At 64.7% G+C, this 16,616-nt stretch carries 12 protein-coding genes and 1 pseudogene; 8 read left to right on the top strand and 5 right to left on the bottom strand.

The window, feature by feature from the left end; genetic code table 11:
* Together LNK82_RS07315 and LNK82_RS07310 are read left to right on the top strand one after the other, a co-directional pair.
* Positions 1 to 406: pseudogene (locus tag LNK82_RS07315) on the top strand (hypothetical protein); the annotation flags it as partial.
* Positions 403 to 741 carry an immunity protein CdiI family protein gene (locus LNK82_RS07310; RefSeq protein ID WP_230566157.1) on the top strand — a complete coding sequence of 113 codons (339 nt, stop codon included), beginning with the start codon at positions 403 to 405 and terminating at the stop codon, positions 739 to 741. The pseudogene LNK82_RS07315 and the gene LNK82_RS07310, both read left to right, overlap by 4 nt.
* Before the next feature lie 1,097 nt (positions 742 to 1,838).
* Here LNK82_RS07310 and LNK82_RS47610 read toward each other — a convergent pair.
* The 5 genes from LNK82_RS47610 to queC all read right to left on the bottom strand — a co-directional run bounded on the left by LNK82_RS47610 (position 1,839) and on the right by queC (position 4,909).
* Complete coding sequence (locus LNK82_RS47610) at positions 1,839 to 2,363, bottom strand: VUT family protein (RefSeq protein ID WP_230566156.1); 525 nt, start codon at positions 2,361 to 2,363, stop codon at positions 1,839 to 1,841.
* Between the two features lie 87 nt (positions 2,364 to 2,450).
* Positions 2,451 to 3,218, bottom strand: a complete 768-nt coding sequence (locus LNK82_RS07300) for a GTP cyclohydrolase I FolE2 (protein ID WP_230566155.1) — start codon at positions 3,216 to 3,218, stop codon at positions 2,451 to 2,453.
* A 1-nt stretch (position 3,219) separates the two neighbouring features.
* Positions 3,220 to 3,576 (bottom strand): 6-carboxytetrahydropterin synthase QueD, encoded by a 357-nt coding sequence (gene queD, locus LNK82_RS07295; protein ID WP_230566154.1) that lies wholly within the window; start codon positions 3,574 to 3,576, stop codon positions 3,220 to 3,222.
* Complete coding sequence (queE, locus tag LNK82_RS07290; RefSeq protein ID WP_230566153.1) at positions 3,576 to 4,211, bottom strand: 7-carboxy-7-deazaguanine synthase; 636 nt, start codon at positions 4,209 to 4,211, stop codon at positions 3,576 to 3,578. Before queE ends, queD begins: the two co-directional genes overlap by 1 nt.
* Positions 4,208 to 4,909 (bottom strand): 7-cyano-7-deazaguanine synthase QueC, encoded by a 702-nt coding sequence (gene queC, locus LNK82_RS07285; protein ID WP_230566152.1) that lies wholly within the window; start codon positions 4,907 to 4,909, stop codon positions 4,208 to 4,210. The genes queE and queC overlap by 4 nt, the downstream gene beginning before the upstream one ends.
* 205 nt (positions 4,910 to 5,114) lie before the next feature.
* Here queC and LNK82_RS07280 point away from each other — a divergent pair, with 205 nt between their 5' ends.
* The 6 genes from LNK82_RS07280 (at position 5,115) to dpdF (ending at position 16,616) form a co-directional block, all read left to right on the top strand.
* Positions 5,115 to 5,912, top strand: coding sequence for a hypothetical protein (locus LNK82_RS07280; protein ID WP_230566151.1), 798 nt, complete (start codon positions 5,115 to 5,117; stop codon positions 5,910 to 5,912).
* On the top strand, positions 5,909 to 7,033 hold the full coding sequence (gene dbpB, locus LNK82_RS07275) for a DGQHR domain-containing protein DpdB (protein WP_308257177.1): 1,125 nt from the start codon (positions 5,909 to 5,911) through the stop codon (positions 7,031 to 7,033). Before LNK82_RS07280 ends, dbpB (LNK82_RS07275) begins: the two co-directional genes overlap by 4 nt.
* Positions 7,030 to 8,304 (top strand): tRNA-guanine transglycosylase DpdA, encoded by a 1,275-nt coding sequence (dpdA, locus tag LNK82_RS07270; protein WP_230566149.1) that lies wholly within the window; start codon positions 7,030 to 7,032, stop codon positions 8,302 to 8,304. Before dbpB (LNK82_RS07275) ends, dpdA begins: the two co-directional genes overlap by 4 nt.
* Positions 8,297 to 9,409: a DGQHR domain-containing protein DpdB gene (gene dbpB, locus LNK82_RS07265; RefSeq protein ID WP_230566148.1), complete on the top strand. Its 1,113-nt coding sequence runs from the start codon at positions 8,297 to 8,299 to the stop codon at positions 9,407 to 9,409. Before dpdA ends, dbpB (LNK82_RS07265) begins: the two co-directional genes overlap by 8 nt.
* A gap of 1,347 nt (positions 9,410 to 10,756) precedes the next feature.
* Entirely contained in the window at positions 10,757 to 14,053 is a 3,297-nt protein-coding gene (gene dpdE / locus LNK82_RS07260) for a protein DpdE (RefSeq protein ID WP_230566147.1), read from the top strand.
* Positions 14,043 to 16,616 carry a protein DpdF gene (gene dpdF / locus LNK82_RS07255; RefSeq protein ID WP_230566146.1) on the top strand — a complete coding sequence of 858 codons (2,574 nt, stop codon included), beginning with the start codon at positions 14,043 to 14,045 and terminating at the stop codon, positions 16,614 to 16,616. The genes dpdE and dpdF overlap by 11 nt, the downstream gene beginning before the upstream one ends.

The raw sequence follows: 16,616 nt of genomic DNA, 5'->3' as shown, positions 1-16,616 counted from the left end.
AGAGCGCGACCGCCTCGGCCCGGAACTCCGGCGGGTAGTGCTTCATCACCATCTGAACGGGACTCCTGTCCACCCGGATCGTCAGGATCCAAGTGTGTCTGGTGTCCAACATCCAGGGTCAAGTCCCGAGTTCACCGCCGCGGGGATCCCTGAGGACAAGATCGCAGAGATCGTGCACCGAGCCGCCACCGAAGGCAAGTACACGGGCTACTACCAGGGCAAGCCGCCCGGACGGCCGATCTTCGAGGTTCAGTACGGTGGCCAGACGCACTACATCACGGTGTCGGTGGGCGACAACGGCTTCATCGTCGGCGCCAACATCCGCAGTGCGACCACACCGTTCAAGGACGCGCGACGTGACCCGCGCGCGGAGGCGGATCCGAACTACCGAGGATGGGGAGAATGAGCCGACTGATTTCGGTCCGAGTGGCGCCGGAGTGGGAGTGCTTTCCGTTCTGGGTCTGTACCGCGGACGAGGTGATCGTCGACAACTGGTCTGCCGAGCGACTCGTGGCCGAGTTCGGTGCGCCTGTGGACTTGACGAAGGCGATCGACGAGTGGGACGACGAGTTCCAGGCCGTGTACAACCGCAGCGACCCGGAGAGTTCGGGCTTCTCCGATGAGGCGACGACGGCGGCGTGGCACGAGCGGGGTGAGCGGTTGGTTGAGAGGTTGGCCGCGGCACTTCCGGTGCGGGTCGAGTTTCACACCGCGCGTGGGGACCGCGTGTTCGGAGGTTGAGGTCCGCACCTGTTGGCGCTGTTCACGCTGCGGTGTGTGGAGCAGATCTGGAGCAGACGGAAGAGTTGAACGACGTGCGACGGCTTCGAACGGCCGTAAACGACGCCGGCTGGCGTGCTGGTTCGGTGTTTGCGCCGGTCAGGGTGCTTGTGGAACAGAGCTGGCAGTGTGAGGTTCAAGGGTTCGAGTCCCCTCAGTTCCACAACTTAATGTAGGACCGGACTCGCCCGCTGACCTGCGGCAATGCAGGTGGCGGGCGATCTTGCTTTTCCCGTCCACTATGGACCAGATCTGCCGATCTGGAGCATGGTTGTGCTCGGCACGAAATGTTGTCAGCTGTACTCCAGTTCTCACTAGTCCCGGTCGGGTGGAGTTGCATGGGGACTTTTCGATCGCCGTGGCCGCAGTCAATGTCCAGCACCGGTGCGACGCCTTGGCGGCTTCCTGCTGCGTGGTGGACACGGGCGGCCGTTTGTTCGTTTCGGGTGCGTCGGCAGTGGCTGCTGCTACATTGCGACACAAGTCGATCGCAGCGGGTGACGGGATGGGGCTCCTGGTCAGGGATATGCACTTGATCCGGGCGAGTTCGAGCAGTTAGAGGCCAGTCTCAAAGCGGCGGGGAGGCGTTGGGGTTACAGGACTTCAGCGCCAAGGCTGGCCTTGAGGGCAGCATGACGGTGCAGTCCGTGGGCCTGCACGAGAACATCGAGGAGACCGTTGACGAGGTGATCCTGGCGGTGACGAAGTTCGTCAAATCAGGTCTACGCCCGCGCCGGTCAAGCCGTGCAGGACTTCATCGAGACTGCGATCGACGGCGTCCATCGGACGCAGCAGCAGTACGTGGGAGCAGAGAAGTTCATCGGTGAAGGGCTGCGCAGGGTCTACCCGGAATGACTAGGGGGAGGGCACGTGAGCTTCTCCAGACTATGATCACAGACTCTCTGCTGTCGGACGCGGGGGAGATCTACCGTCGCCCACACACCGCCGCCCGAAACCGACCACCAGCCACACGGCTCCACACCGACGTCCTGGCCTCATGCAACGAGTCGACTTGGGCCGACCGCGACGCGTTTCGGTCGGCATAGCGAGACAGGCGATCACTCGTTGCTGTGGATCAAGGCCTTCTTGCGGCCGAGCAGCATCAGGACAGCTACAGCGGCGACGGTCATCCACGCCTTGCCGATGATCTGCCCAGGCAGGAATTCGAAGGAACCGAAGGCCAACTTGAGGAAGATCAAGCTGTCCGCCAGCAGGCCGACGATGTTCGAGCCGACCACGGCGACGATGAGTCCGCGCTTCCGCAGCGGTTCGTACACCGCGAAGTCCAGGAGTTCCGCCACGATGAACGCGACGGCCGACGCCGTGGCGAGTGCCGGGTCGGCCAAGAGGTACGACAGGACGGTGCCCACCACGATGGCGCCGAGGACCGCTCTGCGACCAACGCTCTCACGTGCCAGGTCCCGCAGGACCAGAGCCAAACCGGCGAAGTAGACGGCCGCTGGGGCGAGGAAGCCGAACCCGACTGGCACAACGCCGAAGTGGGTCACGACGAGGTTCGCCAAGGGGATGGTGGCGATGTACGCGCCGAGCAGAATCACCCCGCCCGGAGTGATCTTCTTCACGAAATCCTTCTTTCAGGCAGGCGGACCGGGGAGCTTTGGAATGGCTATGCGCTCAACCAGTCATGCGAGGTGCTTGAGGGTATGCCGTCACCCGGTGATCAAAGCCACCGCGTCGTGGCTGTGGATGCTTTCGAGGTTGCGCACCCTAACCGCGTGGGCCAACCCTCGGGCGCGGCACGTGAGCGAGATGTCACGCGCCATGTCCTCGACGAACACCGGGTGGTCGTAGGCCTGCATCGTGAGCGTACGCTCGTCGACACGCTTGACCAGCGGAACCACCGGAGCCGACCCGCTGTCGCGGATGATCTTGACCGCGTCCAACACCGGCATGGGATACAGGTGATCTCCACTGCCCGTGACCGACAAGGTGACCTTGCTGCGCTGGTTGTGGGCACCGTAGTCGGAGATGCTCTTCGAGCAGGGGCACAGACTCGTGACCTCCGACGTCACTGCTGTGGTCACGAGGCAGGTGCCGTCCTGCCAAGTGCCGGTCACCTCCACGTCGTGGACGGACACAGACTCCAACCCGCTCGTCGGCGCCGACGTCACTTCCGAGATCGGCATGCTGAGGACCACCGAAATACCCGGCGCGTCCAACTCGGCCGCACCGCCCTTCAGCACCTGGGCCATGTCTCGGGGGTCGAACGCCTGCAAGCGTTCGTGGACGAGAGCGACCATCCGACTCATGTGCGTGCCGCGGCGGTCCGCCTGCAACTGGACGGTGACCGAAACTTCGGCGATGCTCCGCTGGTTCGTGACACCGTCGTCGAACACCACCGGGTACCGCAACCCGGCGATGCCGACCTGGTCTACCGCGATACCCCGAGGGTCCACTTCCGCCTGGATGTCGTGCACGTCACCGTCCTCGATAAGTGCACCCGGAAGTGCAGGTCTCCCGGACCGTCACAGCGGACACCTCGGGCAACCGCGGTACCAGGCGGTCCCAGATCCACACGGCCAGGTTCTCGCTGGTGGGGTTCTCCAACCCCTCGACCTCGTTGAGGTAGTGGTGATCGAGTTGCTCCTCGAGGGGCTTGAACGCGGCCTTCACGTCGCCGAAGTCCATGATCCAGCCGGCATGTTGGTCGACGGGTCCCTCCACGTGCACCGTCACGCGGTAGGAGTGGCCGTGGAGGCGAGCGCACTTGTGCCCCTCCGGCACCTCGGGAAGCCGGTGAGCGGCCTCGAAGGTGAACTCTCGGAAGATCTCCATCAGCGGATTCCCAGGTACTTGTGCGTCTGCAGGGACAGCGACCAGCGCGGGTTCTTCATGCAGTACTCCACCGCTGCCTCGGTGTGACTCTCCCGCTCTTGGTCGTCGAGAGGCTGGAGGCGGAACGAGCGGAAGTCGAGGTGTTCGAACTGCGCAGGGTCGCCACCTGCCTGGGGATAGACCAACTTCAACTCATCACCGGAGGTCACCACCAGGTCGGCACCGATCTTCGGGCTGACGCAGAGCCAGTCCACTCCTGCGGGCGGAATGCGGGTGCCGTTCGTCTCCACGGCGACCTCGAACCCGCGGTGGTGCAGGGCATCGACCGCCGCTGCGTCCAACTGCAGCAGCGGTTCCCCTCCTGTGCACACCACGAAGCGATTGTCCTTGGCCTCTGATGGCCATGCCGCTGCGACTGCGTCGGCGAGGTCGTCGGGAGTGGTGAACCGCCCACCTCCCGTGCCGTCGGTACCGACGAAATCCGTGTCGCAGAACTTGCAGATCGCCCGGTAGCGATCTTTCTCGAGGCCGGTCCAGAGGTTGCATCGGGAGAAGCGGCAGAAAACGGCCGGCCTACCGGCGTGGCTGCCCTCGCCCTGGAGGGTGTAGAAGATTTCCTTGATCAGGTAGGTCATGCGTCCACGTTTCGGTACGTCACGGGATCGGTGACATCGGCTTCGGAGAAACCCTTGAGCCGCAGCAGACAGGTGTCACAGCGACCACATGCCCGTGCCTGTTCGTCGGGGTCGTAGCAGCTCGAGGTGATCGAGTAGTCGACCCCCAGGCGGAGGCCCTCGCGGATGATGTCAGCCTTGGACATCTCGATGAGCGGTGAGTGGAGGCGAAGCGGGGTCTCCCCTTCGACGCCGGCCTTGGTGGCGAGGTTGGCCATCTTCTCGTACGCGGCCATGTACTCCGGCCGGCAGTCGGGGTAACCGCTGTAGTCGACCGCGGTCACGCCGGTGAAGATGTCCGTCGCACCCGCGACTTCGGCGTAGGCCAGCGCGAACGACAGGAAGATGGTGTTGCGCGCCGGCACGTAGGTCACCGGAATGCTGCTCGCGTCGACCTCGTCGAGGTTGTCGTGCTTGGGCACCGAGATGTCCGACGTGAGCGCTGAACCGCCGAAGGCTCGTAGATCGATGTCGACGATCTTGTGCCCGGCCGCCCCGAACGCCTGGGCAACCCGTTGAGCCGCCGCCAACTCGACGACGTGGCGCTGCCCATACCGGAAGCTGAGAGCGTACGGGGTGAAACCCTGGTCCTTCGCTATGGCCAGTACCGTCGTCGAGTCGAGACCGCCGCTGAGCAGTACGATCGCCGGTCGTTCCATCGACGTCACCCCTTCAAGTTGATGAACAGCGGGTCAAGATCATAACTGGGTAACTAGGATGTAGAGTAAACCGCATTGGAAGCGAGTTAGGGTCCAAGGGAGCCGGCGAGGCGTGAAGAAACTATCCGTGGTAGTGACCTGCACGGACCGTAAGATGCTCACGCCGTCTCCGGCTCTCCGCGTGGGCTCCCTTCCGATGGGCACGGTGAGTAGCCGACTCGGAACGTGGACGGACCGGGTCTGCGCCGAGGGGGACCGCACACCTCTGAGCGGCCTGTACAAGGGTGAGCACTGGCTTCAAGCGCACGCCGTGGTCGATGCGGCAACCCGGGCGGGGTTCCAGGCGCAGTTGTGGGTCGTGTCCGCAGGGCTGGGCCTGCAGCCGACCACCGCCTCGTTCCCGGCGTACGCTGCCACCTTCAGTGCGGGCCACGAAGACAGCGTCGCAGCAACCGGTGTCGACCGGCGGCTGTGGTGGAAGGGCGTCCAGGAGCGCATAGGCGCCTCGACCCTTGCCGACCTGGGATCTCGCGGCTCCGTGCTCCTGGTGCTGTCCGAGGTCTATGGGAGCGTACTGACGACTGAGTTGCGCGAACTCGGTCAACTGGGTGGTGACACACTTCTCGTCGGCGGGAGCGAGGACATACCGGGTGTGCAGCGCGTACGAGCCAACGGATCGCTTCGCAAAGCGCTGGGCGGTACCCTCACCGGGCTGAACGCGCGGATGGCCGGTTCCTGGCTGGCCCACTGCGAGGATGGTGTGCTGGCCTCACCCGCCACGACGGAGTCGTGGACACGCTGGGTCAAGCGCTCGGCACACCGCGAGACCTACAACCGCACGCCGATGACGGACGCGGAGGTCAAAGATTTCATCCGGGCGTCGGCGGCCACGCACGACGGCATCTCACGCACGAAGTTGCACCGGATGCTCAGGGACAGCGGCAGGGCTTGTGAGCAGAAGAGGTTCGCCAACCTCTACTCCGAGACGATGGGAGAGCGGTGAACCTCAAGCGCAGGGCGTTGAAGGTGCACCAGCACCCGACGATCCCCTTGTACATCTTCACCCTCGCCGCCGAGGAAGTCGCGTTGATCTCCGACGTGGCGCGGATTTCCCGAGACGACGCTGGCCGACTCCTGGGTTACCAGCGCCCTGAGAAGAAGCAGCACGTGAACCAGATCCTCGAGTACCTCGACAGCGACGAGGTGCTGTTCCCCAATGGGCTGATCATGGCTCTGCCCGACTCCGTTCGCTTCCGATCCAGTCCAGGTCCTTCAGCCACCGACGGCCTGGCCACCAGTGGCACGCTCGAGATCCCGCTCCCGCAGACCCCGGACGAACCCCGGCCGGCGTGGATCGTGGACGGCCAGCAGCGGAGCCTGGCCCTCGCGCGGACCAAGCGCACCCGTCTGCCGGTGACGGTCGCCGGGTTCGTGGCCGAGGACATCGCCACCCAGCGCGACCAGTTCCTGCGGGTCAACACGGTGTCACCGCTGCCCGCCAACCTCGTGTCGGAACTGCTGCCCGAGGTGGGTACGGCCCTGCCCGCAAAGCTGTCCGCACGCAAGTTGCCGTCCGCTCTGGTCACGATGCTCAACCAGGATTCGGACTCGCCCTTCCGAGGGTTGATCAAGCGACCGTCGACCAGCCCGGAACAGCGCGGTACCGCCGTCGTCACCGACAACAGCCTCACCGCCGCGGTCGAGGAGTCCCTCAACTCGTCCGCGGGCATCTTGTTCCTCTACCGGAACCTGTCGAACAGCACCATCGACACGGGTGCGATACGCAAGATCCTGGTCTCCTACTGGACCGCCGTGCAGCACACCTTCCCCGATTCCTGGGGTCTGCCGCCGACCAAGAGCAGGCTGATGCACGGTGTCGGGATCAGAGCCATGGGGCGGCTCATGGACAAGATCGTCCCGAACGTAGACCTCGAAGCCGCCGATGTCGTCGAGCAGATGAAGAAGGAACTGACCTTGATCGCGGATCACTGTCACTGGACCAAGGGGCGGTGGAGTGAGTTGAACATCGCCTGGAACGAGCTCCAGAACACCCCGCGGCACATCAGCGTCCTGTCCAACTTCATCATCCGTGTCTACGTGAAGTCACGGGTGAACGCGTCATGAAATTCTACTTCCCGGACAGTCAAGACCTCGTCAGTCCGACGTACGACTTCATCAACGACGAGTACCTGCCCACCAGGGTCCGCCAACGCGACGACGCGTATGCCCATGAAGTGGTCACACCATCCCCCTATGACGGCATCCTCGTCAGCAAGGCGATCGTCGACGGCTCGGTGAAGGGGTCGGGCAAGTACGCCGCACCTCAGCGCGCGAGGCTCTACCGCCTGGGGGTGCGCAAGTTCTTCAGGCTGCCCTCCGACACCGCCAGCCTCGGCGACTGCGGTGCCTTCAACTACGCCGACGAGGAGTACCCGCCGTACTCGGTCGAGGAAGTCCTCGACTTCTACGACGAGTGCGGCTTCGACTCGGGCGTCAGCATCGACCACGTCATCTTCGGGTACCTCCCGGGGGCGGGCGAGGACGTCGTGGACCCCGCGTGGGCGAAACGGCGGCACATCTCCCTCGACCTGGCCGAGAAGTTCCTCGCCGCGGTGCAGGAACGGAGCAGCCTGGTCGAACCAGTCGGTGCCGCGCAGGGGTGGAGCCCGGCCAGTTATGCAGACAGCGTGGCCCGCCTCCAGGAGATGGGGTACCGCAGGATCGCGCTTGGTGGCATGGTGCCGCTGAAGACCCACGAGATCCTGGCGTGTCTGGAGGCGATCTCGACCATCCTGCGTCCGGACACACAACTGCACCTGCTCGGCATCACTCGGGTGGAGAGCATGGAGCGCTTTGCCGCGCTCGGTGTTACCAGCTTCGACAGCACGTCGGCGTTCCGGCAGTCGTTCATGGACGACCGGAACAACTACCACACCGCAGATGGCGCCTACACAGCCCTGCGCGTCCCTCAGGTCGACGGCAATCCAGCCCTGAAGCGAGCCATCCTGTCAGGAGCGGTGTCACAACGCGACGCCATCCTCGCCGAACGGGAGTGCCTGAGCGCTCTGCGCGGCTACGACCAGGGTGTCGTGGACATCGAACACGTCATCACCGCGCTGGCTGCTTACGAAGCGCTCGTACTGGGCGATAACCAGGCGAAGAAGAAGAGCTACCTGGTCCAGTACCGCCGAACGCTGGAGGCCCGCCCCTGGAAGTCCTGCCCATGTGCGTTGTGCAGGGAGCACGGTGTCGAGATAGTGATCTTCCGAGGCACGGAGCGGAACAAGCGGCGTGGGTTCCACAACCTGGCCGTCCTGGAAGCCAAGATGCGCGAGGTCGCCCCGCGACCTGCTCGCGGCGAGATCGTCCCCTCAACTAGGAGAGAAAGTGGCTGACAGGTACACCCTGCGACTCCCGGCCCTTGAGGTACGGCAAGGGCGTCGACGGATCTACTGCTTCGCCGTCGACGGCAAGAAGCTGCACAGCTTCGCAGCGGTGTCGCGCATCCGCCGTGACGATGACGAGCAGTTGCAGGGCTACCAGCGCCCGGAGGTCCTCAGCCACATCCGCGGTATCCGCAAGTACCTCGAGTCTGGCGGGGCGATGCTGCCGAACGCGATCGTCGTCGCCTTCGACGAGCGCGTGCAGTTCACCCCCTCCTTGATGATCCCCTCGGACACGGTCGACTACTCGGTGCCGGGGGAGCTCGTCATCCCGGTGGACGAGAGCCTGTCCGAAGCCGAGAAGCCCGCGTGGCTGGTCGACGGTCAGCAGCGCAGCGCCGCGATCCGTGATGCCGACGTCGCCGAGTTCCCCGTCGCGGTCGTAGGCTTCATCACCGACTCGGAAGAGGAACAACGCTCGCAGTTCATCCTGGTCAACTCCACGAGGGCGTTGCCCAAGGGCCTCATCCACGAGTTGCTCCCCGACACCACCGGCCACCTGCCTGACGCGTACGTCCGTCGTCGCCTGCCGGCGCAGTTGATGACGCGATTGAACGGCAAACGGGAGAGCCCGTTCTTCCGCATCATCGCGTCGCCGACCGCTCCCGACGGCTACATCAAGGACAACAGCGTGTTGAAGATGGTCGAGCACAGCCTCTTCGAGGGAGCGCTTTACCAGTACCGCAACCCCGTCGACGGTACTGGTGACGTGGATCGAATGCTCACCCACTTGATCGGCTTTTGGTCGGTGGTGTGCGAGGTGTTCCCCGACGAGTGGAGCAAGCCTCCGCGCAGTTCACGCCTCACTCATGGTGTCGGCATTCAATCGCTCGGATTCGTGATGGATTCGTTGACGGAGGACGTGCCGGCCGAGGGTGTGAAGACCGTGAAGCTTCGGGAGACCCTGGAAAGCCTGCGTCCTCACATGGCGTGGACATCCGGTACGTGGAAGTTCAGTGACGGTGAACGGCGATGGAACAACCTGCAGAACACGCCGAACGATGTCCGTCAGTTGACCACCTACCTCTTGAAATTGTTGCGCAAGCGGAAGCGCTGACCGGCACTGTGAGCCCGGTGCAAATTTAGTGCGACAAGTCGAGCGGTTGGACTGCGCGGTCATCGGACGTGAATCGTCCCTTGAGACTGCTGTCCCTATTGATTGCTTGTTGGAAGAAGATCGGGTTCGATTGAATCGAATGTTTTCGTTTTCCTACATGGTGGCGTAGTGGATGTGCGGGTCCGGAGGTAGGCGCGGACGACGCCCAGGCGGCGATGGCGGGGGAGGAGGAAGCGGTGGGTCTCGCGGACGAGTCAGCCGACGATGTGGGGCTGAGGCGTTGACGTTGCGCTGAGGTTGGCGCCGAGCAGTTCGTCTCCCTGCGGGGCGACCGTGGGCATGACAGTGACCCCGCAGCCTTATGCCGGTCACCGGCACGGTGGCGTGTGCCTTCGATGCCCAGGATCGACTGGGCAGTCTGGTGTCCGATCCCAGTTCGCAATGGTCCATCCACGAGAGCGTCGCTCCCTCAGCTTTCGCTCGTGTTTGATCGCCGGATAGTTGTGGTCCAGCCAGATCCACACCGCGGCGAGTTGCGTCTCGTTGAAGGCCGACAGGGTCGGTCGCTGCGGTGAAGCCGTGCCTCTGTAGTCACAGCCCTATGCCTTGCTCGGTCATGTCCACGATGATGTCCAGTGGATCAACGCCACCGCGGTCTGGGGGGCACTCTGTTGCACCTCGCCGGTGTGGTGTCCGGCAGTGCTCGAGGCGGCCACGTTTCACCGCAGCGAACTTGCCGGCCTGACGGCCGGCATCCGCCCCCACGGGGTCTCGACTGCCAAGGTGCACTCGCGGTCCAGTCTCGAGGCAAGTGCTCCGATCACGCCGTATGCGCCTCAGGGCAAGGTCCTGAATGTCAGCGTCAAGCCACTTGCGCCGGACCGCCGGATATCACCTGCATCGCCATCATTCGACTACTGTCACCTCGGGTGACGGCACCCTGGACACAAGTCGCACCATCACTCGACTGGGTGCCTAGTTCCCATCGAAGCCTCGCGTGAGTTGAGTACGTGCGAAGGGCTTCGTTCTGGCCACACGAGGCGGGCCGTCGTCTATGCGTGGCGTCCTGCTAACTCCGCAGCCAGTCGTAACGCAAGCACCTGGGCGGCCGATGGTCTCCATGCGGGTGCAGCAGTCCACCATGCTCCGACCCGTGGACATCGGTCACGCTCGGTAACATGTCACGAGGTGGCGGATGGACGGTCATCGGCGCAGGAGGAGCATGAGGCACACAAGCATTGATGGTAGTCGAATGCTCCGACGCCTGTTATTGGCCGACGTGAGGTCGCAGGCTCTCTATGCGTTGGTGGTAATCCCATTGAGCGCGCGGGATGAATGGATGGACCGATGAAGCGATCCTTCGCTGTTGGCGACCTCGTCACTTATCCCGGCAGTCCCGGCGTCGGCACTGTCGGTGAAGTAGCGGGATCGCAGGTGAGAGTGGATTTCTTCGCCTCGGTGGCAACGCCGGTAGCGATGTCCGCATGGACTCCTTCGACTCACTGTGTTCACGCATCGCTCGACCCTGAAACCCGCGTGTACTGGCGTAATCCGGATACCGGTCGATGGCTGCCGGGCCGGGTGACCGGCCGAGCGGACACCAGGTACTTCATCGCGTTTCCGAACCATCGGTTCGACTTCCCCATTCCGCAGGCCCAGTTGCGGATCAGGTGGGACGGCGTTCGGACGGATCCTGCTGCTGTGCTCGGCGTTGGTGCTCACGAATCCGGCTACTTCCGCAATACGCGGCTGCCGTTCCTGGGCGGGTTGATCGCCCAACGCGGAGTGAGCGCGAGCACGTCCAGTTTTTTGTCCTCGGCCGTCGAGATCTACCCCCACCAAGTGGATGCCGCATTCACGGTCCTGTCCGACCCTGTGCAACGTTACCTCTTGGCAGACGAGGTCGGCCTGGGCAAGACCATCGAAGCCGGGTACGTGGTGCGGCAAACGTTGATCGACAATCCGCGTGCCCGCATCGTCGTGCTGACGCCGGCCAGTCTGCGCAGGCAGTGGGCCGAAGAACTCCTGTCCAAGTTCTTTATCGACGACTTCCGCGAGGCATCGGTCAAGTTCCGCTCGCACGAGGACCCCGAGGCCTGGGCAGAGCACCTCGGTTGGGACCTGCTCGTTGTTGATGAAGCCCACCGCCTGACCCAGGTGGAGACCCCGTCCGAAGGCGCTTACCCCGAACTGCGGAGCCTGGCGCACTCTGTAGAGAAGTTGCTTCTCATCTCGGCGACTCCGACGACCTCCCACTACAGGACGCACTTGGGCCTGCTCCACTTGCTGGACCCGAAGCTCTATCCCTGGGACGAGGTGGGCCGCTTCAAGAAGATGTACGAGCGGAGGCGCGAACTGGCCGATGGTGTCTACTCCCTCGACGCCCAATACCCCGTCTACCTGGCTACGTCAATCGATCAAATTCGTGACGTTCTGGAGGTGTCCGACCCTCAGTTCGAGGAGTTGGGTGGTCGGGTCCTCGAACTGATCGACGAGAACTACGAGTTGTGCGAGGGCGTCGCGGAATCGGAATTGGAGACACGGGTCGAGGAACTCCGCGCTCACGTGAGCGAGACCTACCGACTGCACCGGAGGGTCGTCCGGCATCGGCGAGCGAACGTGCTGGAAGAAAGATCGGATGCGGAGTTCCTCAGTTATGAGGTCCGAGGAAGGCAGGCGCCCACCGCGCTTGAGTTCGATTCAGAGGTACACGACACCGCAGAAAACGCCGTCCTCGACTGGTGCTATCAGGTGGTGGATCGCCTGGCGGAGACCGATGCCGCTATCGGAAACGAGGAGTGCGGCGCTGTTCTGGGAATCTTGGTCTCGCGCAGCGGAATCATCTTGGACGACCTCCTGGACACTTTGCGTTGGAGGATCCGGGGTGACCGGCGCGCGGCGGGCCGCGCTCTTCTATCCTCCGAAGAGGAGCGCACTATCCATGCGGTTCCCGTCCTGCCTTTCGAGTCGCAGTTGCTCGCGGACCTCGAAGAGTGGTACTCCGACGAGTTGCGGAAATCCGCACTCTCCTGCCTTTCTGAGGCCTTGTTGGACGTACTGCGCAAGTATCGGCGAACGGTCGTGTTCTGCGGTCCCGGGCAACTCGGCCCGCTGTTCGCGGATCACCTGCGCAAGCGCTTTCCGAAGATCGTGGTGGGCGAGCACACGGATCGCGTGAGCTCGGAAGAAGCCCACGAGGCGGTGCGCGCGTGGGCAGCCCCGCTGGAGTCCCGGAGCCCCGCCCGCATCCTCGTCGTGGACGGTTCCGGCGAGGACGGGCTGAACCTCCAAGTCGCCGAAGCCGCTTTCCACCTGAGGGTGCCTTGGTCTCCGAACCAGCTCGAACAGCGACTGGGCAGGCTCGACCGCTACCGGAGCGTGGACGCTGTTCGCCACTCCCGCCCCGCCGACCAGTACCGCCTGACCTCCGCACAGGGGGAAGCGACCTTCGGTGACGCGTGGGTCGAGTTGCTGGTCGACGGATACGGACTGTTCCGGGAGTCGGTGTCCACCCTCCAGGACGCTATCGCCGAGAGCACCGGTGACGCCTGGGCACACGGGCTGAGGCGAGGTCCTGCGGGGCTCCACACCCGAACAGGGGCGGTGCGTTCGGCACTCGCCGAGGCACGCGAGGAGATCGAGAAGATGGACCTGCTCGAATCCATCCACCAATCCGCGGCCCAGGAGACGAGCGTCGCCCTCGGGTTGAACCGGTTCGAGACGGAGTGGCGGGTGTGGGACACGGCGGTGTCCGGGTTCACGTCCGAGACCGACGGTGGTATCCGACTTCGCCGCCGCCCCGGCAGGGCCACGCAAGTATTCGATCTGCCCGGTTCTCGACCGCTCGTCGATCCGCGCCATTGGCAACGGACGGTGTTCCAGTTGAACCCGTCGAGCGTCGAGGGGGTGTTCAACAGGTCCGTCGCCCTCAAGCAGCCCGGTACGCGCCTCTTCCGCTCTGGCAATCCGTTGACGGATGCCCTCGCGAACTGGGCGTGGGGCGATGACCGGGGACAGGCGACGGCGTTCAGCAGGCCGGACGTCCACCTGCGGGACGGCGCTGATCCGTACTTCGGCTTCGACTACCTCGTGGAGGCGGACATTGCACCTGCCACCGCGCTGGTAGGCGAACACACCCAGGTGGAGCAGGCTCTGCGCCGCCAGGCGGATCGGGTGCTCACCCCATTCACGGTCCGGGTCTGGATCCACGCGTTCAGCGGCGAACCGGTCGTCGCCGACGCCCAACGACAGTGGTTGGATAAGCCGTACGACAAGGATGGGCTGCGGGACCGCAACTACAGCGGTGAACGGTTGCGCGAGCTGTTCGACACTTTCGGCGGTCCGGACGAGTACCAGGCCGCTACAGCGGCCGCGGAGGAATCGAGCCGCGAGCACATGGCGGCTGTGACCGACTTGCGAAGGCTCTGCGACGAAGCGCGGGCCGCTGCCGAGCAGCGGGTGGCCATCGCCCAGGCCCAAGCACGGGCACGCAGCGCAGCCGGTCACCTTGTAGGTGATTTGGAGAGCTACCTCGTCGACGCCGCCGTCACGACCGCGCTCGTCGACGGCCTGTCGAATCCCGCGATCCGACTGATTGCGGCGGTGTGCTTGGTACGCGTTCCGGGAGCACTCCGTGCCCGATGACAGTTGGTACGCCGCGCAGCGGATGCTCCGCGAGTGGCCGAGCCTCTTGGACTCGGCGGAGTTCAGCGGGACGTCCCGCCGGTTGGCCGATGCCCTCAGAGGTGTCGCCGATGGCTCCGCGGGGCGCCTGGATGTGGTCGTACTTGCCCGCCAGGTCCTGCTGGAGGCCGCAGCAGGAGGCAATGCGTCTCCGCTCACCGTGCCCCTCGATGAACGGTTGCCGGGCAAGCGCGAATGGGAGCGGGCGGGGTGCAGCGTACTGTCCGATCCCGGCGACGAATTGCGGGTCTGGGCGGAGGAATGGGCGCCGGAACCCGAGAAGTCGGCGGAGGAGGCACGGAACGCCGCTCTTGACGATCTGCGCGAGGTCTACCGGGGACTCCGGTCAGAAGCACGGCGAATCCTGAACGGCCCCCCGGCCGATCCCTTCTGGACGGCCGCGCTAGGGCCGGAGTACACGCATTACCGGTCCCCGGGGCAGCAGCAGGCGGCGCGGTCGGTGCTGTTGGCGCCGCCCGGGAGCACGACCGTGGTCTGCCTGCCCACCGGACACGGTAAGACGGAAACCGTGCTAGCTGCCGCGCTGCTGGGGCGGCGTCCCGGGCTGACGCTGGTCGTCGTGCCGACGGTCGTGTTGGCCATCGACTTGGAACGACGCGTGCAGCAGATGGCCGGCACGACGGAGTCCTGCGCGTACACCGGTGGATTGAGCCCGGACGACAAGCAGCGGATCATCGAGAACATCCGCGCCGGACGCCAGCGGGTGCTGTTCACCTCGCCGGAAGCGGTCGCCACCGGCCTCGCGCGACACCTCGAGGCCGCTGCCGAGGCGGGTAAGTTCCGGACACTGGTGGTCGACGAGGCGCACTTGGTCGAGCAGTGGGGCAACAACTTCAGGCCCGAGTTCCAGACCATCGCGAGCCAGTTGCGCACCTGGCGGCTCAACGCCCCGGAGGGCTCAGCTCCGCGGCTGGTGGCGCTGAGTGCCACGCTCACCGGGCTGCAACTGGAGACGATCACCCAACTCTTCGGGGGTTCGGGCGGGACCAGTGTCGTCTGGGCCGCTCAAATCCGTACCGAACCCGGCCTTTATGTCGACCGGTTCGGCGAGATCGCCGATCGGGACGCGGCGGTGCTGACGGCCGTGACGAGGCTCCCACGCCCCCTGGCCATTTACGTCTCCAAGATCGAAGACGCGCACGATTGGGTCCACAGGTTGCGGTCGGCGGGCTTCTCCCGGATCACCTCCGTCACCAGCGACTCAGGCGTCGAAGAGCGGCGTGACGCTTTGGAGGGTTGGGGCGGGAAGACAGCCACCGGCACCTGCCCCACCAGGTTCGACGTGGTAGTGGGCACTTCGGCCTTCGGCTTGGGAATCGACCTCCCTGATGTGCGGACCGTGGTGCACGCGTGCCTACCGGAGACGGTGGACCGCTATTACCAGGAGGTCGGCAGAGGAGGGCGAGACGGGAGACCGTCGATTGCCTACATGGCCACTGCTGGGCGCGACGAACCGATTGCGAGGACGTTGAACTCCCAGAAGATCATTGGCCCGACCAAGGCGTGGAACCGGTGGGACGCGATGTTCCGCCAGTGCAGGCACGACGACGGTCAGGTGGTCTTCGACCTTGACCTCGACAGTCGCCCACCCAATGTTCCCGAGACCGGGGAGAAGAACCGCATGTGGAACGTGCGGACACTCAACCTGATGGTCCGTGCGGGGCTGATCGAACTCCACCCGCCTACCCGCCTCTCTCGCGATGCGAACGAGGGGGACGATCAGTGGGAGACCCGCGTGCGGGAGCACTTCACGGAACTCGCCACGCGCGCACGGGTCTCGATCCACGGACAGACCAACGACCGCGCGCACTTCGACCAACGGATCGAGAAGGTCCGTCAAGCGATCATGAAAGGTCAGTGGGCCGCACTGCAGCGCTTGCGGAAGGCCATGTCCGGTGATCGCTGCATGGGCGAGGAGTTGGCGGACTACTACACGACGGCGTACCGCGGGACCGAACTCAGCACTGCGGCGGCCTGTCGGGGGTGTCCGCATTGCCGGCGCGGCGGTCCTCCGGATGCCGGCTTCTACCGCACCCCGTGGGAGCCTTTCCCGGGCATTGCCTGGCCTCTGACTGCAGCGGACGACCCTCTCTCCGGGTTCCGCTCGGCGGAAACACCGCTGCTCGGCATCTGGTGGAACGGTGAAGCCGAACGCAAGAACCTCGTTCCCGGCCTGGTGAGCGAGTTGTGCAAGCGGGGAATGGCCGTTGTGGGGGGTCCAGGACTCACAGATGACGAGGTGGCCGACATCCAGCGGATGGCACTCCCACACCCCGTGATCCTCGACGCCGACGAACTGCTCCTGATGGCAGGTGACATCCCTGTCATCTGGGTGACCGACGGCGGTGGAGACTGGGATCCCTTGGTGGAAGCACGCCTCGACGGGCCGGCCACCACCTACCTGATCCACCCCCGCGACTTTCCCCATCCCGACAAACCGGGCCCGTTCAGTGACATCCATCCGGCCGCTATCCCGGTCGAAGTAGCAGGAAGGGCTCTGTGA

It is taken from the genome of Saccharothrix luteola (assembly GCF_020859565.1).
GTDB classification, from domain to species: Bacteria; Actinomycetota; Actinomycetes; order Mycobacteriales; family Pseudonocardiaceae; genus Actinosynnema; species Actinosynnema luteola.
Note: the sequence above shows the minus strand (reverse complement) of the source record. Positions and strands in the feature narration are given on the sequence as shown.